Source organism: Rhodococcus sp. LW-XY12 (genome assembly GCF_019317345.1).
Classification (GTDB): domain Bacteria; phylum Actinomycetota; class Actinomycetes; order Mycobacteriales; family Mycobacteriaceae; genus Rhodococcus; species Rhodococcus pyridinivorans.
The window spans coordinates 3,372,013-3,392,934 of sequence record NZ_CP079225.1 but is presented as its reverse complement, the minus strand read 5'-3'; the positions used below and the strand labels follow the sequence as shown (position 1 = coordinate 3,392,934).

Genomic DNA, 20,922 nt, shown 5'->3' with positions numbered 1-20,922 from the left:
GCGGTTGTGGGCATACTGGGCTGTATGAAAGCGATGGTCGTATGACAGCGGTGGACATGGGCATCCCGGTCGTGCGCGATCGCGCAGACGACGCGTCCGATCGGCCCGACGTGCCCGAGCTTCTCGATCGCTTCGGTCGCATCGCCCGCGACCTGCGCGTGTCCCTCACCGAGAAGTGCTCGTTGCGCTGCACCTACTGCATGCCGGCCGAGGGCCTTCCCGAGATTCCGCGCGACCAGCTGCTCGCGAGCGCGGAGATCGTGCGTCTGGTGGGCATCGCGACCGGTCGACTCGGTGTCCACGAGGTGCGCTTCACCGGTGGGGAACCGCTCATGCGCCGCGATCTCGAGGAGATCGTCGCCGGATGCGCGCAGCAGACGCCGGGGCTGCCGATCGCGCTGACCACCAATGCGGTCGGTCTCCGGCACCGTGCGCGGGCGCTGGCGGACGCCGGACTGACCCGCGTGAACATCTCCCTCGACACCATCGACCGCGAGCACTTCGCGCGGCTCACGCGCCGCGATCGGCTCGATTCGGTGCTCGACGGTATCCGCGCCGCGGTGGCCGCCGGACTGGGTCGGGTCAAGGTCAACGCTGTCCTGATGCCGGAAACCCTCGAAGGTGCGGCCGATCTTCTCGCGTGGTGCCTGGACGAGGGCGTGGAACTGCGGTTCATCGAGCAGATGCCTCTCGACGCCGATCAGAACTGGGCGCGCTCGCAGATGGTGCCGGCCCAGCAATTGCTCGACGTGCTCGGGCAGCGGTTCACGCTCACGGAGACCGAACGCGAGGACCCGTCCGCGCCGGCCGAACGCTGGCTCGTCGACGGCGGACCGGCGACCGTCGGGATCATCGCGTCGGTTACGCGGTCGTTCTGCAGCGACTGCGACCGCACGCGGTTGACGGCCGAGGGAACGGTCCGGTCCTGCCTGTTCAGCGACCGGGAGACCGACCTGCGCGCCGCTCTGCGGGGCGGCGCCACCGACGACGAACTCGCCGCGCTGTGGCGCGGGGCGATGTGGAACAAGTGGGCCGGACACGGCATGGACGCGGCGGACTTCGCGCCGCCGCAGCGGAGCATGGGAGCTATCGGTGGCTGAGGTGACGACGGGGATCGAGGTGCGGTACTTCGCGGCCGCAGCAGATGCGGCCGGACGCGAGAAGGACACGATCGACCTGCCGGAAGGCGCCGATCTCGGCACGCTGCGTGCCGTCCTCGTCGATCGTTACGGCGCCGATATGGAGCGGGTCCTGTCGGTGGCGGCCTTCCTGCTCGAACCCGGCGACGGCGGCACGGGCGAACTCACCCGGGACCTCGGCCGGCCGGCCGGGTCCCGAGTGGACGTCCTGCCGCCCTTCGCGGGTGGTTAATCCTCACGCCACCAGGTGTCGAAGGGCGCCACGGGCATCACGCGCTTGTGCCGCGTGTCGAGGAACTTGGCCTCGAGGCGCTTGGCGAGGTCGTCGGTGACGTCCTTGCCCTCGAGATAGTCGTCGATCTCGCTGTAGGCCATGCCGAGCGCTTCCTCGTCAGGCAGCGCGGGACGGTCGTCCTCGAGATCGGCGGTGGGGATCTTGATCCAGGTGCTCTCGGGTGCTTCGAGTTCGCGCAGCAGCGCCGCACCCTGCCGCTTCGTCAGACCGGCCAGGGGAGTGATGTCGACGCCGCCGTCGCCGTACTTGGTGTAGAAACCGGTCACCGCTTCGGCGGCGTGGTCGGTGCCGACCACGAGGTAGCCGAGTTCTCCGGCGATCGCGTACTGGATCATCATGCGTTCGCGGGCCTTGATGTTGCCGCGCACGAAGTCGCGCAGACGCGTCTCGGTGCCGTACAGCGCGCGAGCCGCTTCCGAAGCCGTCGCGTCGGCGCCGGGCTTCACATCCACACCGAGAGTGCGATCGGCTCCGATGAACTCCAATGCGACGAGGGCGTCGTGCTCGTCGGCCTGCTTGCCGTAGGGCAGGCGGACCGCGACGAACTCCGCCGTGTGGCCCTCGGCGCGGAGCTTCTCCGCGGCGAGCTGGGCGAGCTTGCCGGCGAGGGTGCTGTCCTGCCCGCCGCTGATGCCGAGCACGAATCCCTTCGCGGGAGTGCTGCGCAGGTAGTCGGCGAGAAACTGCACCCGCGCGTCGATCTCGGCGCGCGGGTCGATGGAGGGTTTCACCCCGAGTTCTTCGATGATCCGATCGCGAAGGTTCGTCATCTTCACGACCCTAGCGTTCCTGTGTTACTGCTGCGATACAACGGAGAAGAGGGTGGGCGAAGAGGGCGGGACGAAGTGTGCGGTCGGGCAGACTCTTCGGGGTGAGCACCGGAGACGTCTTCCGCAAACACGACCCGCACACCCATCCTGATTTCTTCCGGGCCGAGGCGGCCGGTCTGGCCTGGCTCGCCGAGGCCGGTATGCCGGTGGTGGCGGTGCGGTCGGTGAGCGAGCACCACATCGAACTCGAGCGGATCGCCGAGGCATCCCCGTCCGCCGAGGCCGCACGGGAGTTCGGTGCGGCACTCGCCCGGATGCACGACGTGGGCGCCGCCGGTTTCGGTGCGGCACCCGACGATTACGACGGGCAGCTGTTCATCGGCCGCCGCCCCATGAGCCGCACCGTGCACGACACCTGGGGATCGTTCTACGTCGCAGAGCGGGTGCTGCCCTTCCTGCGCATCGCGGTCGAGGCGGGCAGCGTCACCGGCCGTCAGTGCCACGACATCGAGGCCGCCTGCGATCTCGTCGCCGCCGGAGCCTTCGACGACGAGGATCCGCCCTCGCGCCTGCACGGAGACCTGTGGAACGGCAACGTGCTGTGGTCGCCGCGCGGCGTCGTCCTGATCGATCCGGCCGCGCACGGCGGCCACCGCGAGACGGATCTGGCGATGCTCGCGCTCTTCGGTTGCCCGCACCTGGGCCGGGTCGTCGACGGCTACGAGGCGGCGCATCCGCTACGCGTCGGGTGGGAGCAGCGGGTGCCCGTGCACCAGCTGCATCCACTGGCGGTGCACGCCGCGGGATACGGTGCCGGGTACGGGCGGGAGCTGCACCGGGCGGCACTCGCGACCCTCGAACTCGGAGGCAGTACGTGAACGGGATCCTCGTCGTATCCGCGACCCGCGCCGAGGCGGCGCACGTCCCGGAACGCTACGAGACGGTGATCACCGGGATCGGGAAGGTCGACGCAGCGGTGGCCGTCACCGCGGCGCTCGCGGGGTATCCGGCCGACGCGCGGCCGCTCGTCGTGAACATCGGCACCGCCGGCGCATTGCACACCCACCATTCGGGACTGTTCCTGCCGTCCGCCGCGATCAACCACGACATCAGCAGCGAGATCCTGAAGAGCCTCGGTCATCCCGTGCAGGACGTCGTGCAGATCGACGACGGTGACGGCAGCGTGCTCGCCACCGGTGATTCGTTCGTCTCGGACGCCCAGATCCGCGACGCGCTGTCCGCGCGCGCCGATCTCGTCGACATGGAGGGCTTCGCGGTTGCCTATGCCGCCCGCCGCATGGGCGCGCGGTGCCGGCTCGTCAAGCACGTGAGCGACCGGGCCGACGATTCGGCGCTCGACTGGCCGAAGCAGGTCGACCGCAGCGCGCAGGAACTCGCCCGCTGGCTCGTCGAGCGTTACTGAACGATTCGCTGTCGAACGATCTCAGCGCCCGTCCGTACGTTCGGTGAGGGTGACGGTCACCGCGCCGGTGGTCAGGGTGAGCACCTCCCCGTCGAGAGTCCACCGGGGTGTGCCCGCGAACAGCGTCCGTACCCAGTCGTCGGCGCCGTCGCGCGGGGGAGGACACGCTATTCTCGTGGACGCGAGCGTCCCGGCGCGGATCCTGCTCCCGGACAGGTCGGCGGTGCCGGTGAACCGGTTGCATCCGGCGGACGCCGCGACCCGCTCCCGAGCGGGGAACGACAACTGGAGCGGACCGCCGCCGGGGATCGGCCGCCCCTCGACCTCGGTCGAGATGTAACGGCGACCGATCGGGTCGGACGGCGACGACCCGAACATTCCGCACCCGGACAGCAGCGCACCCAGTGCGAGGACGACGACCACGCGGACTGCTCCCGGCATGGGTCTCACGGTACCGAGGAGGGATCAGCGGGCCGTGAACTCCAGTCCGTCGGTGCCGTTCGCTGCGGTGAGAATCATCGACGAGCCCCGGACGATGTAGGTGGTCTCACCTGCGAGCACGTTCAGGACGTGCGTCTCGATGTCGGCGAGCTCGGGATCGGCGCAGGCCGCGCGGGTCATGGTGAGCGGTTCGAACAGGATGACATCGTCGCCCACCTCGGCGCTGCCGCCGAACTCGTTGCACCCCGTGTTCCCGGTGAGGGTGCCGTCGTCGGCCAGGGTGAGCGTCGGCGCGGCGTTCTCCAGGGCGACCGACCTGACGACGGCGTCGGCGGTGCGCAGCGAGGTCACCACCCACTCGGTGCCGGTGATCGGCAGATCGGGGTCGACGACCTTCTCGTCCTCGAGCGAGACCGTGATGTCGTCGCCGGTGAGCATGAAGGTGTCCCCGTCGAGCGACCAGCGCGGCTCGGCGTCGAACAGCGTGGTGAGCCAAGCGTCTGCTCCCTCGCGTTCCGGCAGGCAGGCCATCATCGTGCTCGCCAGGTCCGATGCCTTCACTCGGCCGTCGGCCAGGTCCACGCCGCCGACGAAACGGTTGCAGCCGGCGGTCGCGGAGATGCGTCCGTCCTCCGGGAACTCGACGACCATCGGTCCGTCGCCCGGGATCTGCGTGCCGGTCACGCTCGTCGAGACGAAGGTGCGGCCGGTGAGGTCCTCCGCGGACTTGCCGTCGGCCGAATCCGAATCGGTGCTGCACGCGGCGGCCACCGCTGTCAGGGAGACCAGTGCGAGCACCCGGAATGTGCGAATCATGCCGTTACGGTACGGCGCTCGACCCAGATTTGCGGCTACCTCGACCGGTCACGACACGGTGTGCGAGTTCGGCCCAGTTGTCGGCGAGTCGGCGGAGCGGATGTCCCAGCTCGCGCCACTGGTGGAGCACGAGGGTGGCCTCGAGCGACGCGACCAGCGAGGTCGCCAGCAATCGGGTGTCGCCGGTGACTCCGGCGGCACGCAGCAGTGCGTCGACGTGGGCGAGCGAGACCAGGTGGGCGGGAGCGGTGTAGTGGGAGTCGGTGGCGGATTCGGCCGCGCGGAGCAGTTCGCCCTGCACCTCGACGAGTTCGATGCGTGCACGACCGAAGGCGATGAGCCGGTCCAGGGCCTCGGCGTCGGGGCCGAGCGGTGGCGGGCCGAACAGGAAGCCCTGCTGGAACTCGCGCTCGCTGTGGTCGAGCAGTGCCCGGACGAGCCCGGCGCGGGAGCCGAACCTGCGGAAGACGGTGCCCTTGCCGACCCCGGCCCGCGCCGCGACGGCGTCCATCGTCACGGCATCGACGCCGCGCTCGGCGACGAGCAGGGCGGCGGCGTCGAGCAGACGGGAACGATTGCGCGCTGCGTCGCCCCGTTCGGAGAGTCGTTCGTCCGCCAGGGGGAGAGCCCGGCTGTTCGCCGCAGGCAGCGCCCGACCGTCCGCGTGCGGGAGGGGGCGAGTGTTCACAAGGTCACACTCTAGCGGGGCGGGGAATAAAGCGGACCGCGGTCCGTTTAAAATTGCGTAGTCAACCACTTCGACCCGAGGATGTTCCCATGACCCGAGTTCTCGCCCTCGTCGGCAGCCTGCGTGACGGCTCCGTCTCCCGCCAGCTCGCCGAGACCGCCGCGGCGGTTGCTGCCGAGAACGTCGAGGTGACCCTCTACGAGGGCCTCGCCGACGTTCCCTTCTACAACGAGGATCTCGACGGCGAGGCTGCCCCCGCTGCTGCCGTGGCTCTGCGCGACGCCGCTGCCGAGGTCGATGCCGTGCTGATCGTCACGCCCGAGTACAACGGCACCGTCTCCGCGGTGCTCAAGAACGCCGTCGACTGGCTGTCGCGCCCCTACGGTGCCGGCGCACTGAGCGGCAAGCCCGTCGCCCTCGTCAGCCAGTCGCCCAGCCAGAACGCTGCGAAGTGGGCGCTCGAGGACGCGGTCAAGGTCGTCGGAATCGCCGGCGGCAAGGTCGTCGACGGCGGCTCGCTGTCGGTCGGCGAAACCTTCGGCAAGTTCGGCGGCGAGCACGCCAAGGAGCACGCCGAGACCGCGCAGCAGGTCGCAACGGTCGTCGCCGCACTGGCCGACGCCACCAAGGTGCTCGCCGACGCCTGATCGAGACGTCCGTCGTCCCTGCCGGTACCGCCGGCACCGAGAGCGGCCGGCGGACCGACCGACACCCCCGGTGCCGGAGACCCGCGAGGTCTCCGGCACCGCGTATCCGCAGGGTCCGGCCGAGCCGCGGACGCTCCGCTCGTCGCTCGTCGCATCTCGACGGTTCGATGACGCCTGCAGCGGGAATGCCCCGAACACAGCCCACTGTTCGGAGGTTTGCCCATGACAAGCGGGGACACGAGGACCGATACCGGCCACCGACCCGATCTCGACATAGTTCTCCACGTCGACGGGGTGGGACGTCGCGTCCCGATCGACGTCCGCACCACCGTGCTCGACGCACTGCGCGACCGCCTCGGGATCACGTCCCCGAAGAAGGGATGCGATCTCGGTCAGTGCGGAGCGTGCACCGTGCTGATCGACGGCCGGCGCACCCTCTCGTGCCTGGCCCTCGCCGCCTCGCACGACGGCGCCGAGATCGTCACCGCCGCCGGACTCGGCGACGGGGAGATGCATCCGCTCCAGGCGCAGTTCATCGAGGACGACGCCTTCCAGTGCGGCTACTGCACCCCCGGCCAGATCTGTTCGGCCGTCGGCATGCTCGACGAGTTCGCCGACGGGGCGCCGAGTCACGTAACGGCCGATCTCGAACAGGCACCCGAACTCGACGACGACGAGATCCGGGAACGCATGAGCGGCAATCTGTGCCGCTGCGCCGCCTATCCCAACATCGTCTCGGCGATCCGCACCGTCGCCACCGGCGACAGCCGAATCGGTGCAGGCGACAGCCGAATCGGTGTCGGCGACAGCCGCCTCGATACGGAGGAGACGCGATGAGCCCCCTCCGCTACGAGCGACCGGCAGATCCCGCCGCCGCCGTCGCCGTCGTGCACGAGACACCGGGTGCGGTCTTCCTCGCGGGCGGCACGAATCTGGTCGACCACCTCAAACTCGGCGTCGCGACCCCCGATCTCCTCGTCGACGTCTCGCATCTTCCGCTCGACGCCGTGGAGGAGACGGCCGACGGGGGAATCCGGGTGGGCGCCAACGTCCGCAACAGCGACCTCGCGGCGCATCCCTTCGTGCGGCGCAACTACCCGGTGCTGTCGCGCGCACTGCTCGCCGGTGCCTCACCCCAGCTCCGGAACACCGCGACCACCGGCGGCAACCTGCTCCAGCGCACGCGGTGCTCGTACTTCCGGGACGTGAGCACCCCCTGCAACAAGCGCGAACCCGGCAGCGGCTGCTCCGCCATCGGCGGATACACCCGCTACCACGCGATCCTCGGCGCCTCGGAGCACTGCGTGGCCACCCATCCGTCCGACATGGCGGTCGCCCTGCTCGCGCTCGACGCCGAAGTCCTGGTCCTCGGCCCGGACGGCGAGCGCGCCATCGCGGTAGAGGACTTCTACCGACTCCCCGGCGACACACCCGAGCGCGACACCGTGCTCGAACGCGACGACCTCATCGTCGGCGTGCAGATCCCCGCGGCGCAGAGTTCGCTGTCCACCTATCGCAAGGTGCGCGACCGGGCGTCCTACGCCTTCGCGTTGGTCTCCGTAGCGGCCGAGATGACCGTTGCGGACGGGACGATCACCGGGTGCCGCATCGCATTCGGTGGGGTCGCACACCGGCCCTGGCGGGCACACCGCGCGGAGGAAGCACTCCTCGGGCAACAACCCTCCGACGAGGTCTTCGCTGCGGCGGCCGAGGCCGAACTCGCCGACGCGAGTCCCCTCGACGGCAACGCCTACAAGATCCCGCTGCTGCGGCGAACCGTGGTGGCGACCCTGCGCGAACTCGACGAACGACGGGAACGAGGTGGATCCGCATGAGCCCCGAGCCGATCCGAGCAGGTGGACGCTCCACCGCGCGCATCGACGGACCGGCGAAGGTCGCCGGGACGGCACCGTACGCCTACGAGCACCCGGTCGACGATCCCGCCTACCTCGTACCGCTCACCTCCACCATCGCCCGTGGACGCGTCGACCGCATCGACACCGCCGCCGCAGAAGCGGTGCCCGGGGTGCTGAAGGTCCTCACTCCCTGGAACGCCCCACGTCTCACCGAAGAGGCCGAGGGCGAGTACTCCGTCCTGCAGACACCCGACGTGCTGTACCGGGGTCAGATCATCGGCGCGGTCGTCGCGGAGAGCTTCGAGATCGCCCGGGAGGCATGCTCGCTCCTGAAAGTCGAGTACAGCGAGGAACCGCACGACGCGCTCTTCCGCGCCGACCATCCCGACGCGTACACACCCGAGACCGTCAACGGCGGCTACGAACCCGACACCGAGCGAGGCGACGTCGACGCGGCGTTCGCCCGCGCCGAGACGGTGATCGATCAGTGGTACTCCACCCCTGAGGAACACAACAATCCACTCGAACCGCACACCGTGGTCGCGATCTGGCGGAACGACGTCGTGCCGTCGAACAGTGAGACCGACGGATACACTCTGACGCTGTACACCTCGACGCAACATCCGCACGGTGTCGTCGAGACCCTCGCGCCGGTCTTCGGTCTCGACGCGGCCCGGATGCGGGTGGTCTGTCCGTACATCGGTGGGGGATTCGGTTCCAAGGGCGGTCCTCACGCGCACGACGTCCTCGGTGGACTCGCGGCGCGGGCCCTGGCCGGGAAAGCGATCAAGTTCGCGGTCTCCCGACCAGACATGTTCGGTTACGTCGGGTACCGCGCTCCGACCGCCTCGCACATCCGGCTCGCGGCCGACAGTGACGGCAAGCTCACCGGTCTCGTGCACGAGGCGTTCGCCCAGTCGTCCCGGGTCACCGAATTCGTCGAACAGGCGGGGGTGCCGCTGCGCAATCTCTACGACGTCGCCAACGCCCGCACGTCGCATCGCGCGATCACTCTCGACGTGCCGGCGCCGTTCTGGATGCGCGCGCCAGGTGAAGCGCCGGGCATGTTCGCCGGCGAGGTCGCGATGGACGAGCTCGCCGCCGAACTCGGGATCGACCCGATCGAACTGCGCATCCGCAACGAACCCGAGTCCGATCCGGAGACGGGGAAGCCGTGGTCGTCGCGCCGGCTCGTCGAATGCCTCCGCGGAGGAGCACAGCGATTCGGGTGGGATCCGTCCGACCGCGAACCCGGCACCCGGCGGCAGGGCAACACCCTGATCGGTACCGGCATGGCGGTCGCGACCTATCCCCACATGGTCAATCCCGGCTCGGAAGCCCAGATCCGGTATCTCGGGGAGGGGCGCTACTCCGTCCGCATCGGAGCCACCGACCTCGGTACGGGTGCGTGGACGGCCCTGACCCTCATCGCCGCCGACGCACTCGGATGCCGACCGGAGGACGTCGACCTCGAGATCGGCGACAGCGCACTGCCCAACGGCACGGTGGCCGGCGGATCGTCGGGCACCTCGTCCTGGGGAACCGCGATCGTCACGGCCGCAGAACAATTCGGTAAACGCTTCGGCGACGATCCGCCGGTGGGTGCCGAACTGTCCGCGTCGGCAGCCGAGAACCGCGAACTCGAGCACTACACCGCGCAGTCCTTCGGTGTGCACTTCGCCGAGGTGCACGTCGACGCCGACACCGGCGAGATTCGGGTGCCCCGGATGTTCGGTCTGTTCTCCGTGGGACGGGTGATCAATCCGCGAACCGCGCGTTCGCAGGTCATCGGCGGGATGTCCTTCGGGATCTCGATGGCGCTCTTCGAGGAGAGCATCCGCGACGCGCGTTTCGGGCACGTCGTCAACCACGATCTGTCCGAATACCACGTGCCGACACACGCTGACATCCGCCGGGTCGAAGCGGATTGGCTCGATGACGAGGACCTGCATGCGACACCCATGGGGTCGCGGGGGATCGGTGAGATCGGGATCGTGGGCAGCGCCGCGGCGGTCGTCAACGCCCTGTGGCACGCGACCGGAGTGCGGATCCGGAACCTACCGGCCCGCCTCGACGACCTACTGCCCGGACTGCCCTGACGCGTCGGACCGGTGACAGACCAGCAGCCAGCGATTGGTGCCGGCCTGTCGCCGGTACCGCAGCTCGTCGAGCGCGGCGAGGGCGATGGCGAGTCCTCGACCGCGCTCGGCGAGGGCATCCGGGAGTTCGACCGAACGCAGATCCACACGTGCCGGGGCCCCGTCGTCGATGAATACTGCTTCGAGACGATCCGGGTGGAGCTCCAGCGTCAGCGTCACCGAGACAGCTTGTCCCCGGCCGGCGTGCTCGATGATGTTCGCGGCGATCTCCGCGACCGCGATCTCGAACTGCACGCGGTCGGACTCGTCGAGTTCCTCGGCGGCGAACATCTCCGCGACCAGATCCATGATCCGGTCGAGGGTGCCCTCGCTCGTCGGGGCGGACAACTCCCACCGGCAGGGCGCCCCGTCGGACGGCTGCGCGTCGGACGGGGCGTCAGTCGCCATCGAAGGCCGCGTCCGCGGAGTCGTGGGTCGCCAGGACCCGATCGAGGCGGGTCAGCGCGAGCACGCTCTGCACCTGCGCCGTGGGCGAGGCGATCCGCAGGTCGCCGCCGGCCTGCCGCGCCGCCTTCAATCCGGACACGAGTGCGCCGAGCCCGGACGAGTCGATGAACTCGGTCGTGCTGAGGTCGACGACGAGCCGATGGGATCCGTTCTCGACGAGATCGCGCAACTGCTCGCGAAGACGTGGCGCCGCAACCATGTTCAGACGACCGGTGGGTTGCACGACGGTACTCGTTCCGACCGTGCGGGTTTCGTAATGGCTCATCGAACTCCTTCGTTCTCGGGTCCACGGTAGCGAGCCGCGCCGATCACCACCGACAGAATCAACAGGTCGAAGACGACCCAGACGAGGTTCGCGGTCACGCCGAGAACCGAGATGTCGCCGAGGAACAACCGCACCGCGCCGACGACCGCCGCCACGACCAGCAGTGCCATGACGAGCAGTTGCTGACGGAACAGATACCAGGGGACGCCCTCGCCGCCCTGGCGTGTCTTCGGGGTGACCGCGAAATCGAGCGGTTTGTCGAAGTACACGTTGAGGAAGGCCGTCCAGCATGCCTTGATCCACACCGGGAACAGCGCGAGGCTGTACTGCTGGCCGCGCCAGGTCGGCGTGCCGCGGCCGACGACGAAGAACAGCAGCTGACTGAGGATCAGGAACGGGACGAGCCGCGCGAAGAAGTCGAGACTGTAGGCTTCCACCGGCAGGATCCCGAAGACGAGATAGATCATCGGCGCCGCGAAATAGGCGAGGGCCGCGAAACCGGAGAGATAGCTCCACATCGTCGCCCAGTACATGAGGCGCTGCGCGAGGGTCATGCCCTTCTGGACGAGCGGATTCTCCCGCAGCATCACCTGGATCGTGCCCTGCGCCCACCGGAGTCGCTGCGTGACCATCGTCTTCGGATCCTCCGGTGCCAGTCCGTAGGCGAGGATCTCGTGGTGGTAGACGGACTTCCAACCCGCGCCGTGCAGACGCATGGAGGTGGCCATGTCCTCGGTCACGGAGATCGTGGCCAACGCGAGCATCGGCTCGGCCTCCTCGGCGCGGTCGACGTCGACGGCCCGGATCATCGCCCGGATCGATTCGAGCGCGCCGAGCGGCGACCATTCGCGGTCGGCGAGGCGGTCGAGCACGGTCTCGTCGATGGTGAGCGCGTCGGTGCCGTGCGCGTCGAGGGCGGCGATCTCCTCGAGATCGGCTCGGATACCACCGAAGTCGGCATCGACGATGCTGCGCGCGGCGGCGTCGACCGCCTGCTGGAAGCGGAAGGTGACGTCGGCGAGCGCCGCGCCGGCCCGCCGTTCGCCGCGTGCTGTACGCACGGCCTGTCGCACCGAATCCAGTGCCGCGGCGACGTCGGGCTGGTCGGCGGGCACCTTCCGGCGTGCGCGGTCGACCACCTCTCCTGCGGTGCGCAGGGTGCGTTCGACTCCGTCTTCGACGGCTTGGACGTAACCGGTCAGGCCGAGCTGCATGAGCGCTTCGCGTCGGAGGATTGCGTTGGACCCGCAGAAGAAGGCGGCGTTCCAGCCGTCCTTGCCCTGCTGGATCGGGCCGTAGAACAGCGGGGCCTGGCTGCCGAGCGGGTCGGACTCGGGAACGTTGGTGAAGTACTGCGGTGTCTGGACCAGGGCGGTGCGGTCGTCGGTGAAATATCCGAGTGTGCGGTCGAGGATCTCGGGTTCGGGCACCTGGTCGGCGTCGAGGATGAGCAGGAACTCGCCGTCCGAATGCAGCAGCGCGTTGATCAGGTTGCCCGCTTTGGCATGGCGTGGCTTGTTCGTCCAGCTCGCCGCCCGCGTCATGTAGTCGACGCCGAGTTCGGCGGCGGCTGCGGCGAGTTCGGGCCGGGATCCGTCGTCGAGGATCCACGTCCGGTGCGGATACCGGATACGCTTCGCTGCCGCGGCGGTCCGCAACACCAGATCGACCGGTTCGTTGTAGGTGGTGATGAAGACGTCGACCGTCATCCCCTCCGGCGCTGCGGGTGGTTCGGGCCGTCTCCTCAGCCGCCACATCGTCAATGCGAAGAGCAACGAGTCGATCAGGCTGTAGGTCTCGGCCAGCACCAGCGGAACCGCGATCCACCAGGCATCCCAGTTCACCGAGAACAGCCAACGCCAGACGATGTAGTTCAGGCCGACGACGACCGTGAGGACGATGAGGACACGCAGGAACGGTGACGGGTAGCCCTCCTTCGTGACGGCCTTCACGACATCTCGTTCCGTCGTATCGCAACGACCGTGACGTCGTCGAGCGGAGGTTCGTTCACCGTCAGGGCACGTGCTGCGGCCACCAGCGCCTCCGGGGTCGGATGGCCGGAGACGAAACGGCACAGTGCCGCCGGGTCGCTGTTCTCGTCGAGCAGGTCGAGCAGTCCGTCCGAGCAGACCACCAGCATGTCGCCGGGAGCGAGGTGCGCGGTCTCCGATGTCCATGTGGTGGCGGGGAACACTCCGAGCGGGGGACCGTCGCCCTCGAGGGGTTCGACCCCGCCGTCCGCGCGACGGATCGCCGCGAGTCCGTGCCCCGCATCGGCGTGGTCGACGTCTCCCGTGGAGAACTCGATCGCAGCGACGAAGGAGGTGGCGAACGTTCCCGTGTGCTCGAAGTCGTCGGCGAGGTGCTCGGCGCCGAGGGTCAGCGCCATCCCGGTGTCGAGGACGCCGACCGGACGACGTCCGAAGCGCTCGAGCACCCGGCCGGCACCGCGCAACGAGGAACGCACGCCCGACGCCAGGATCGCCGCGCCGAGGCCCTTTCCCATCACGTCGGCGACGGAGATCACGACGCCCTCACGGAGCCGGTAGTGGTCGTAGAAGTCGCCACCCACCACGAAGGCGGGCAGGCAGACGGTGGCGATCTCGTAGCCCGGAAGGTCGGATAGCGGCCGGGGGAGGAGCTGCTTCTGGATCTCGGCGGCGCGGTCGAGTTCGTCGGACCGGTCGAGTTCGCGCTGGGTCCATTCGGCCAGCTCCGCGAAGGTGTCGAGCTGATCCGGGTCGAGGTTCCTCTCCTCGGTGTCGTAGATGCAGAAGGTGCCCACGGGATGACCGGCCGGACCGAACAGGGGGTAACCCGCGTAGAACCGGATCCCACCCTCACCACCGATACCGGGGATGTCCATGAAGGCGGGATCGGTTGAGGCGTCGGGAAGGACGAGTGCGGGGTCGTCCGGCCGCTCGTACGCGCGCGCGATGGTGGTGCGGCACACCGTCCTCTCGCGAGGAACTTCGGAGAGTTCGAGTCCGAGGATCGACTTGAACCACTGCCGGTCGTGGTCCATCAGCGACACCGACGCCATGGGGACGCCGAACACGCGGCACGCCATGCGGGTGATCTTGTCGAAGCGCTCCTCGTGAGGGGTGTCGAGCAGCTCGAGTCGCTCGACGTCGCGCATGCGCTCGTCCTCGAGATGGTCGGGGAGCAGCGACGCCTCGGATGTCATCGTGCGGTGTGTCTCCTGTGCAGAGCGTCGTCCAGGGCCGCCGCGCACTCGGCCGTGCTGGTCAGGCGCCAGTCGGTTTCCTTGTTGTGATGGAACCACACGAACGTCGTCACCGCGGGGTGACTGTCCAAGTAACCCACCAGATCCCGGATCCAGTCCGGCTTCGACCCACCGGCCTCCGCGCTCGCGACCTCGGTGACCGCGACGGGACGACCCGGGGCGATCCGGCCGAGCTCGTCGAAGGTCGGTCCGAACAGATCTTCGGGGGACTGCCAGCGACTCCACGGCCGGGTGGTGCCCCAGTTGTAACCGTCGACCCCGACGACGTCGACGTGGTCGTCACCGGGATACAGGGGTGCGATGGGACTGCTGCCCTCGTGCGGGACGTTGACCGTCCAGATCCAGCGCACGTTGTCGACCCCCTTGGAAGCGAACAGTTCGTGCACGTGTCGCCACGCCGCGACGTAGGTCTCCGGTGGGGTGCCGCCGGCGGGACCCCAGGGATACCAGTCCCCGTTCGGCTCGTGTGCGAAGCGCAGGTACACCGTCCCGCCCCAGGCGGTGAGTTCGTCCGCCCACCGGTAGAGATGGTCGTCGTGGATCCCGGCGGCGATGTCGGCCATCGTGATCGACGTCCGGTCGTACGTCCCGTCGCCACGCTGCAGCCACGGTTCCCACGTGACGATCGGGTCGGCTCCCGAGGCGCGCACGATGTCGAGGGCCCCGACGGGTGGTGGGGAGAGGAAGTCGACGAACCACAGCACCGCGCCGGGTGCGGTGCCGACCGCCTCGGTGACCGCGCGGTACTCGTCGACGGCCACCGGGCCGCCCGGGGTGCTGATGCCGAAGCGGGGACACGCGGTGCTCGTCTCGTCGAGCGGGGCGGAGATCGGTTCGCACTCACGGCGCGAGTCGCAGGCGGCGCACAGGGACAGTGCCAGCAGTGCGGCGAGCATCGCGCGAACCGGGTGCACGAGGAGTCATTCTTCCCGCCCGGAGCTCCCCGCGCAGGCCCTTCGGAGGGTGTTCTCGCGGTGACCTCGCGAAGTTGTCGGTGGTGCCCGCCACACTGTGCTCGAGGTCTCTCTCGGACGCGCTGCGGCGACACGCCGAGACACGCCCGAAACGCCGTGGAGGGAGGGGCGCGACCTGGGAATATCACCTTTGTAAGTCACAACATCCTGGGTTCTGTGTATCCGACGGACACAAGGTGTAGTGTCTAGACCGCTGGAGGGCCACAAGTGCCGACGATCTCTCGGGGAAGCGGGATCGGACGGATGAGTGGGCTTCCGGGTAACGCACAGCAGTCAGTCGTCAGGCCGCCCACGGCCGTCGGAAAAGGGGCATTCATGAACATCACCGTCTATACCAAGCCTGCCTGCGTCCAGTGCACCGCCACCTACCGCGCCCTCGACAAGGCCGGCATCGAGTACGACGTCGTCGACATCAGTGAGAACCCCGAGGCCCGCGACTACGTCATGGCGCTGGGATACCTCCAGGCGCCTGTCGTCGTCGCCGGCGACGATCACTGGTCGGGCTTCCGCCCCGATCGCATCAAGGCGCTTACCGTCGCTGCCTGAGCCTGAGCCTGGGCCGCGTTCGCCGCGGCCCGATCGTCGTCGTCTCCGGGCGGACGTGTTCTTCCGTGTCCGCCCGGGCCGGTCTTCGCAATCGAATGAAGAGTGGTGACTACCGATGGCTTCGCTGGGGTCGATCCCGGGGACATCGCTGGTGTACTTCTCGAGTACATCCGAGAACACCCACCGATTCGTGCAGAAACTCGGGATTCCGGCCAGCCGTATCCCATTGCACGATCGTGAGGGGAATTTCGAGGTCCACGATCCGTACGTGCTGATCGTGCCGACCTACGGTGGCGGGACGACCGCCACGGGCCGTGATACCCGCTACGTTCCCAGGCAGGTCATCCGATTCCTCAACAACGAGCACAATCGGGGCCTGATCCGCGGTGTCATCGCGGCGGGTAACACCAACTTCGGCGACTCGTACTGTTTCGCGGGAGACATCGTCTCGCGCAAGTGCGAGGTGCCGTATCTGTACCGGTTCGAGTTGATGGGCACGACCGACGACGTCGAGCGTGTCCGCGACGGTCTCGCCCGATTCTGGGAGTCCGTGCTCCAGAACGCCTGAGCCACATCCGTATCCGTATTCGACGCGCGTCGCGGACGTGACTGCGCGGCCGTTTCCTAACTCCGACAAGTGGGGACAGCACTGTGACCATTACCGATCCCGCTCCCGCCACGAGCGCACACCTCGACGATTCGCTCAAGGATCTCGACTACCACGCGCTCAACGCGATGTTGAATCTGTACGGCCCCAACGGCGAGATCCAGTTCGACAAGGATGTGGCCGCCGCCCGTCAGTACTTCCTGCAGCACGTCAACCAGAACACGGTCTTTTTCCACAACCTCGACGAGAAGCTCGACTACCTCGTCGAGGAGAACTACTACGAGCCCGAGGTGCTCGAGAAGTATTCGCGCGCATTCGTCAAATCGCTGTTCGAGCACGCATATTCGAAGAAGTTCCGGTTCCCGACCTTCCTCGGTGCGTTCAAGTACTACACCTCGTACACGCTCAAGACGTTCGACGGCAAGCGCTACCTCGAGCGTTTCGAGGACCGTGTGTGCATGGTCGCGCTGACGCTCGCCGACGGCGACGAGATCCTCGCCCGGCACCTCGTCGACGAGATCATCTCGGGTCGTTTCCAGCCGGCCACCCCGACCTTCCTCAACTCGGGCAAGAAGCAGCGCGGCGAGCCCGTCTCGTGCTTTCCCGCCGGTACGCTCATCGACACGATCGACGGGCAGCGGGCTATCGAGACCCTGCAGGCGGGGGATCTGGTCCTGTCGCACGACGGGGCGTACCACGCGGTCGAGGAGCTGATCGAGAACACGAATGATCAAGCCTTGGTGTCGATTTCGCACTTCGGGCACAAAGAGCCGATTCGGTGCACTCCGGAGCATCCTATCCTGGTGTGGACCGAGCGTGATGTCGAGACCTTGATCGACGGCGATGGAGCGGATCCCTTCAACGGTTTCGTATGGCTCGCTGCCCAGGACGTGCGCCCGACCGACTTCATTGTCACCGCGGCGCCGTTGGGTGAGCGCGACAAGCGCGTTTTCGACCTCATGGACCATGTTGGTAATGGACTGTACGAAGAGGTCGATGGTCTGATTCGTAAGGTGAACGTTGATGCCAAGCAGCGTCACAGTCAGCGCTTCGTCGGTGTCAACCGATACGTCGAGGAATCGTACGAGTTCGGACTGATTCTCGGCTGGTATGTTGCCGAGGGCTACGTATCCAAGCGTGCGGGTGTCGACGGTGTGCAACCCAATGGTGTTCACTTCACTCTCGGTGCACACGAGGTCGAGTACCAGGCAGATCTGGCGGCGGCGTTCAAGCAAGTATTCGGCGTCGAACTCTCTCAGTCCACCAACCAGTCGGACCACTCGACCAAGATGGGTTGCAACAGCAAGGTGGTGGCGTCATTGCTGCTGTCGCTTGCCGGGACCGGTTACAGTACGAAACGCCTGACGCGCGATGTCATGACTGCCGATGAAGAGTTTCAGCGCGGTCTGCTTGCGGGCTTGTTCAGGGGCGACGGCTGCAGCACCAATGGCGGCATGATCCTCGATCTCGTCAATCCGGAACTGGTGGATCAGGTGCAGTTGATCCTGCGCCGCCTGGGCATCGTGTCGGTTGTTCGCCAGTACATCAACCAGGCGGGCAATGTGACGGGCCATGTGTTCGTCCCCGGGGTGCCCGGTACCAACGAAGACTTCATCTTCGACGTCGGCAAGAACCTGCACAACTATGTCGGGCGGAAGGGCGCCAAGCGCACGACCTATCAGGTGGCGCACGGGCGTCATGTCTACGGAATCCGTGAGATCGCGAAGATCGACGAGACGCCGAGCAAGGTGTACAACCTGCACGTCGAGGGCACACATACCTATACGATTCGCGGCGCTGTGGTGCACAATTGCTTCCTGCTCCGCATCGAGGACAACATGGAGTCGATCGGCCGCTCCATCAACTCCGCACTGCAGCTGTCCAAGCGCGGTGGCGGTGTCGCCTTGCTGCTCAGCAACATTCGTGAGCACGGCGCTCCGATCAAGAAGATCGAGAACCAGTCCTCCGGCGTCATCCCGATCATGAAGCTGCTCGAGGACTCCTTCTCCTACGCCAACCAGCTCGGTGCCCGTCAGGGTGCCGGTGCGGTCTACCTGCACGCGCACCACCCCGACATCTACCGCTTCCTCGACACCAAGCGCGAGAACGCCGACGAGAAGATCCGCATCAAGACCCTCTCGCTGGGCGTCGTCATCCCCGACATCACCTTCGAGCTGGCGAAGAAGAACGAGGACATGTACCTGTTCTCGCCGTACGACGTCGAGCGCGTCTACGGCAAGCCCTTCGCCGACATCGACGTCACCGAGAAGTACTACGAGATGGTCGACGACAAGCGCATCCGCAAGTCGAAGATCAAGGCGCGCGAGTTCTTCCAGACCGTCGCCGAGCTGCAGTTCGAGTCGGGCTACCCCTACGTCATGTTCGAGGACACGGTGAACCGGGCCAACCCGATCGCCGGCAAGATTACGCACTCGAACCTGTGCTCGGAGATCCTGCAGGTCTCGACTCCCTCGGAGTTCAACGACGACCTGTCCTACAGTCATGTAGGCAAGGACATCTCGTGCAACCTCGGCTCGCTGAACATCGCGAAGACGATGGACTCGCCCGACTTCGCGCAGACCATCGAGGTCGCCATCCGCGGCCTGACGGCCGTCTCCGACCAGACGACGATCTCGTCGGTGCCGTCGATCGAGCGGGGCAACAACGAATCCCACGCCATCGGCCTCGGCCAGATGAACCTGCACGGCTTCCTCGCCCGCGAGCACATCTTCTACGGGTCCGAAGAAGGCGTCGACTTCACGAACATCTACTTCTACACCGTGCTGTTCCACGCCCTGCGTGCGTCGAACAAGATCGCGATCGAGCGCGGCTCGTACTTCAAGGGCTTCCCGGAGTCGAAGTACGCCTCGGGTGAGTTCTTCGACAAGTACACCGATCAGGTGTGGGAGCCGGCCACCGAGCGGGTCCGTCAGCTGTTCGCCGAGTCGGACATCGCGATCCCCACGCAGCAGGACTGGCGCGAGCTGAAGGAGTCCGTGCAGAAGCACGGCATCTACAACCAGAACCTGCAGGCGGTTCCGCCCACCGGTTCGATCTCGTACATCAACCACTCGACGAGCTCGATCCACCCGGTCGCGTCGAAGATCGAGATCCGCAAGGAGGGCAAGATCGGGCGTGTCTACTACCCGGCGCCCTACATGACGAACGAGAATCTCGAGTACTTCCAGGATGCCTACGAGATCGGCTACGAGAAGATCATCGACACCTACGCTGCTGCGACGCAGCACGTCGACCAGGGGCTGTCGCTGACGCTGTTCTTCAAGGACACCGTCACCACCCGCGACGTGAACAAGGCGCAGATCTACGCGTGGCGCAAGGGAATCAAGACCCTGTACTACATCCGCCTGCGGCAGATGGCGCTCGAGGGCACCGAGGTGGAGGGTTGCGTCTCCTGCATGTTGTGACCCTGCTCCACGACAGTCTTTGCATCAGCACACAATTCAGGTAGGTAACCGATGACTGCAGCAGCACACTCGCCGGCCGACGGCGTGCGCGTCAAACTCATCGATCGCGTCTCCGCGATCAACTGGAACCGCGTCCCCGACGACAAGGACGCCGAGGTCTGGGATCGTCTCACCGGCAACTTCTGGCTCCCGGAGAAGGTGCCGGTCTCCAACGACATCCAGTCGTGGGGCACGCTCACCGAGTACGAGCAGGAACTGACGATGCGGGTCTTCACGGGCCTGACGCTGCTCGACACCATCCAGGGCACGGTCGGCGCGGTCTCGCTCATCCCCGATGCGGTGACCCCGCACGAGGAAGCGGTGCTGACGAACATCGCGTTCATGGAGTCGGTGCATGCGAAGAGCTACTCGCAGATCTTCTCGACGCTGTGCTCGAGCCGCCAGATCGACGACGCCTTCCGCTGGTCGGAGGAGAACGAGCACCTGCAGCGCAAGGCGCAGATCATCCTCGACTACTACAAGGGCGACGACCCGCTCAAGCGCAAGGCCGCCTCGACGCTGCTCGAGTCGTTCCTGTTCTACTCGGGCTTCTACCTGCCGATGTACTGGTCGTCGCGGGCCAAGCTCACCAACACCGCCGACATGATCCGCCTGATCATTCGCGACGAGGCCGTCCACGGCTACTACATCGGCTACAAGTACCAGCGCGGGCTCGAGACGATCACGCAGGCCGAGCGCGACGAGCTCAAGGACTGGGTCTTCGAACTGCTCTTCGAGCTGTACGACAACGAGACCCACTACACGGCCGACCTCTACGACCAGGTCGGGCTCACCGAGGACGTCAAGAAGTTCCTGCGCTACAACGCGAACAAGGCGCTGATGAACCTCGGTTACGAGGCGCTGTTCCCGAAGGACGAGACGGACGTCAACCCGGCCATCCTGTCGGCGTTGTCGCCGAACGCCGACGAGAACCACGACTTCTTCTCGGGCTCCGGCAGCTCCTACGTGATCGGCAAGGCCGTCGTCACAGAAGACGACGACTGGGACTTCTGACGTAGACGTTCTCTGTCACCGGCCCGAACGCATCGATCCCGTACACCGGCGCAGCAGCGCCCGTGTGCGGGATCGCGTGCTTTTCGCGGCCCGGCCCGTCCCCGATAGCATCGCTCCTCGTGAC

20 protein-coding genes and 3 pseudogenes are annotated in these 20,922 nt (G+C 67.1%); 14 read left to right on the top strand and 9 right to left on the bottom strand.

Annotation, left to right across the window (positions count from 1 at the left end):
* Positions 1-41: 41 nt before the first annotated feature.
* Together moaA and KXC42_RS15800 are read left to right on the top strand one after the other, a co-directional pair.
* Positions 42-1,100, top strand: a complete 1,059-nt coding sequence (moaA, locus tag KXC42_RS15805) for a GTP 3',8-cyclase MoaA (RefSeq protein WP_094980266.1) — start codon at positions 42-44, stop codon at positions 1,098-1,100.
* Positions 1,093-1,371: a MoaD/ThiS family protein gene (locus KXC42_RS15800; protein ID WP_006550379.1), complete on the top strand. Its 279-nt coding sequence runs from the start codon at positions 1,093-1,095 to the stop codon at positions 1,369-1,371. Before moaA ends, KXC42_RS15800 begins: the two co-directional genes overlap by 8 nt.
* Here KXC42_RS15800 and nadE read toward each other — a convergent pair.
* Complete coding sequence (nadE, locus tag KXC42_RS15795; protein WP_217579643.1) at positions 1,368-2,204, bottom strand: ammonia-dependent NAD(+) synthetase; 837 nt, start codon at positions 2,202-2,204, stop codon at positions 1,368-1,370. The two genes, KXC42_RS15800 and nadE, sit on opposite strands and share 4 nt — an antisense overlap.
* 77 nt (positions 2,205-2,281) lie before the next feature.
* Here nadE and KXC42_RS15790 point away from each other — a divergent pair, with 77 nt between their 5' ends.
* Positions 2,282-3,082 carry a fructosamine kinase family protein gene (locus tag KXC42_RS15790; protein ID WP_006550381.1) on the top strand — a complete coding sequence of 267 codons (801 nt, stop codon included), beginning with the start codon at positions 2,282-2,284 and terminating at the stop codon, positions 3,080-3,082.
* Positions 3,079-3,627, top strand: a complete 549-nt coding sequence (locus tag KXC42_RS15785; protein ID WP_006550382.1) for a nucleosidase — start codon at positions 3,079-3,081, stop codon at positions 3,625-3,627. Before KXC42_RS15790 ends, KXC42_RS15785 begins: the two co-directional genes overlap by 4 nt.
* 21 nt (positions 3,628-3,648) lie before the next feature.
* Here the strand turns inward: KXC42_RS15785 and KXC42_RS15780 are convergent, their stop codons facing one another.
* Genes KXC42_RS15780 through KXC42_RS15770 form a run of 3 tightly spaced genes read right to left on the bottom strand, consistent with a single transcriptional unit; the run spans position 3,649 to position 5,533 of the window.
* Complete coding sequence (locus KXC42_RS15780; RefSeq protein ID WP_257605829.1) at positions 3,649-4,068, bottom strand: META domain-containing protein; 420 nt, start codon at positions 4,066-4,068, stop codon at positions 3,649-3,651.
* 24 nt (positions 4,069-4,092) lie between these two features.
* Positions 4,093-4,884: an META domain-containing protein gene (locus KXC42_RS15775; RefSeq protein ID WP_219129253.1), complete on the bottom strand. Its 792-nt coding sequence runs from the start codon at positions 4,882-4,884 to the stop codon at positions 4,093-4,095.
* A gap of 4 nt (positions 4,885-4,888) precedes the next feature.
* A complete protein-coding gene (locus KXC42_RS15770) occupies positions 4,889-5,533 on the bottom strand; it encodes a TetR/AcrR family transcriptional regulator (RefSeq protein WP_050993422.1) in 645 nt (214 codons plus the stop codon).
* Between the two features lie 128 nt (positions 5,534-5,661).
* Here KXC42_RS15770 and KXC42_RS15765 point away from each other — a divergent pair, with 128 nt between their 5' ends.
* From KXC42_RS15765 to KXC42_RS15750, 4 genes are all read left to right on the top strand, one after another.
* Positions 5,662-6,219, top strand: coding sequence for an NAD(P)H-dependent oxidoreductase (locus tag KXC42_RS15765; protein ID WP_071935372.1), 558 nt, complete (start codon positions 5,662-5,664; stop codon positions 6,217-6,219).
* A 222-nt stretch (positions 6,220-6,441) separates the two neighbouring features.
* Positions 6,442-7,056 (top strand): 2Fe-2S iron-sulfur cluster-binding protein, encoded by a 615-nt coding sequence (locus KXC42_RS15760; RefSeq protein ID WP_219129252.1) that lies wholly within the window; start codon positions 6,442-6,444, stop codon positions 7,054-7,056.
* A complete protein-coding gene (locus tag KXC42_RS15755) occupies positions 7,053-8,054 on the top strand; it encodes a xanthine dehydrogenase family protein subunit M (RefSeq protein ID WP_024101424.1) in 1,002 nt (333 codons plus the stop codon). Before KXC42_RS15760 ends, KXC42_RS15755 begins: the two co-directional genes overlap by 4 nt.
* Positions 8,051-10,174, top strand: a complete 2,124-nt coding sequence (locus KXC42_RS15750) for a xanthine dehydrogenase family protein molybdopterin-binding subunit (protein ID WP_052227322.1) — start codon at positions 8,051-8,053, stop codon at positions 10,172-10,174. The genes KXC42_RS15755 and KXC42_RS15750 overlap by 4 nt, the downstream gene beginning before the upstream one ends.
* Here the strand turns inward: KXC42_RS15750 and KXC42_RS15745 are convergent.
* Genes KXC42_RS15745 through KXC42_RS15725 form a run of 5 tightly spaced genes read right to left on the bottom strand, consistent with a single transcriptional unit; the run spans position 10,154 to position 15,089 of the window.
* Positions 10,154-10,621, bottom strand: a complete 468-nt coding sequence (locus KXC42_RS15745; RefSeq protein WP_024101422.1) for an ATP-binding protein — start codon at positions 10,619-10,621, stop codon at positions 10,154-10,156. The genes KXC42_RS15750 and KXC42_RS15745 overlap by 21 nt on opposite strands.
* Positions 10,611-10,946 (bottom strand): STAS domain-containing protein, encoded by a 336-nt coding sequence (locus tag KXC42_RS15740; protein WP_033097719.1) that lies wholly within the window; start codon positions 10,944-10,946, stop codon positions 10,611-10,613. The genes KXC42_RS15745 and KXC42_RS15740 overlap by 11 nt, the downstream gene beginning before the upstream one ends.
* Positions 10,943-12,898 (bottom strand): glycosyltransferase, encoded by a 1,956-nt coding sequence (locus tag KXC42_RS15735; protein WP_219129251.1) that lies wholly within the window; start codon positions 12,896-12,898, stop codon positions 10,943-10,945. Before KXC42_RS15735 ends, KXC42_RS15740 begins: the two co-directional genes overlap by 4 nt.
* The gene (locus KXC42_RS15730) at positions 12,895-14,133 is read right to left on the bottom strand and encodes a PP2C family protein-serine/threonine phosphatase (RefSeq protein ID WP_219129250.1); all 1,239 of its coding nucleotides are present in this window, start codon (positions 14,131-14,133) and stop codon (positions 12,895-12,897) included. Before KXC42_RS15730 ends, KXC42_RS15735 begins: the two co-directional genes overlap by 4 nt.
* Positions 14,130-15,089 carry a glycoside hydrolase family 26 protein gene (locus KXC42_RS15725; RefSeq protein WP_219130498.1) on the bottom strand — a complete coding sequence of 320 codons (960 nt, stop codon included), beginning with the start codon at positions 15,087-15,089 and terminating at the stop codon, positions 14,130-14,132. The genes KXC42_RS15730 and KXC42_RS15725 overlap by 4 nt, the downstream gene beginning before the upstream one ends.
* A gap of 393 nt (positions 15,090-15,482) precedes the next feature.
* Between KXC42_RS15725 and KXC42_RS15720 the strand changes: the two genes are divergently transcribed.
* The 6 genes and pseudogenes from KXC42_RS15720 to nrdF all read left to right on the top strand — a co-directional run bounded on the left by KXC42_RS15720 (position 15,483) and on the right by nrdF (position 20,798).
* A complete protein-coding gene (locus tag KXC42_RS15720; protein WP_006550390.1) occupies positions 15,483-15,713 on the top strand; it encodes a redoxin NrdH in 231 nt (76 codons plus the stop codon).
* Positions 15,714-15,828: 115 nt separating this feature from the next.
* Entirely contained in the window at positions 15,829-16,281 is a 453-nt protein-coding gene (nrdI, locus tag KXC42_RS15715) for a class Ib ribonucleoside-diphosphate reductase assembly flavoprotein NrdI (RefSeq protein ID WP_064852962.1), read from the top strand.
* An 83-nt stretch (positions 16,282-16,364) separates the two neighbouring features.
* A pseudogene (locus KXC42_RS27645) lies at positions 16,365-16,922 on the top strand (ribonucleotide reductase N-terminal alpha domain-containing protein); the annotation flags it as partial.
* A gap of 6 nt (positions 16,923-16,928) precedes the next feature.
* Positions 16,929-18,104, top strand: a pseudogene (locus tag KXC42_RS27640) (LAGLIDADG family homing endonuclease); the annotation flags it as partial.
* 24 nt (positions 18,105-18,128) lie between these two features.
* Positions 18,129-19,745, top strand: a pseudogene (gene nrdE / locus KXC42_RS27635) (class 1b ribonucleoside-diphosphate reductase subunit alpha); the annotation flags it as partial.
* Between the two features lie 51 nt (positions 19,746-19,796).
* Positions 19,797-20,798 (top strand): class 1b ribonucleoside-diphosphate reductase subunit beta, encoded by a 1,002-nt coding sequence (gene nrdF, locus KXC42_RS15705; protein WP_006550395.1) that lies wholly within the window; start codon positions 19,797-19,799, stop codon positions 20,796-20,798.
* Positions 20,799-20,922 lie beyond the last annotated feature (124 nt).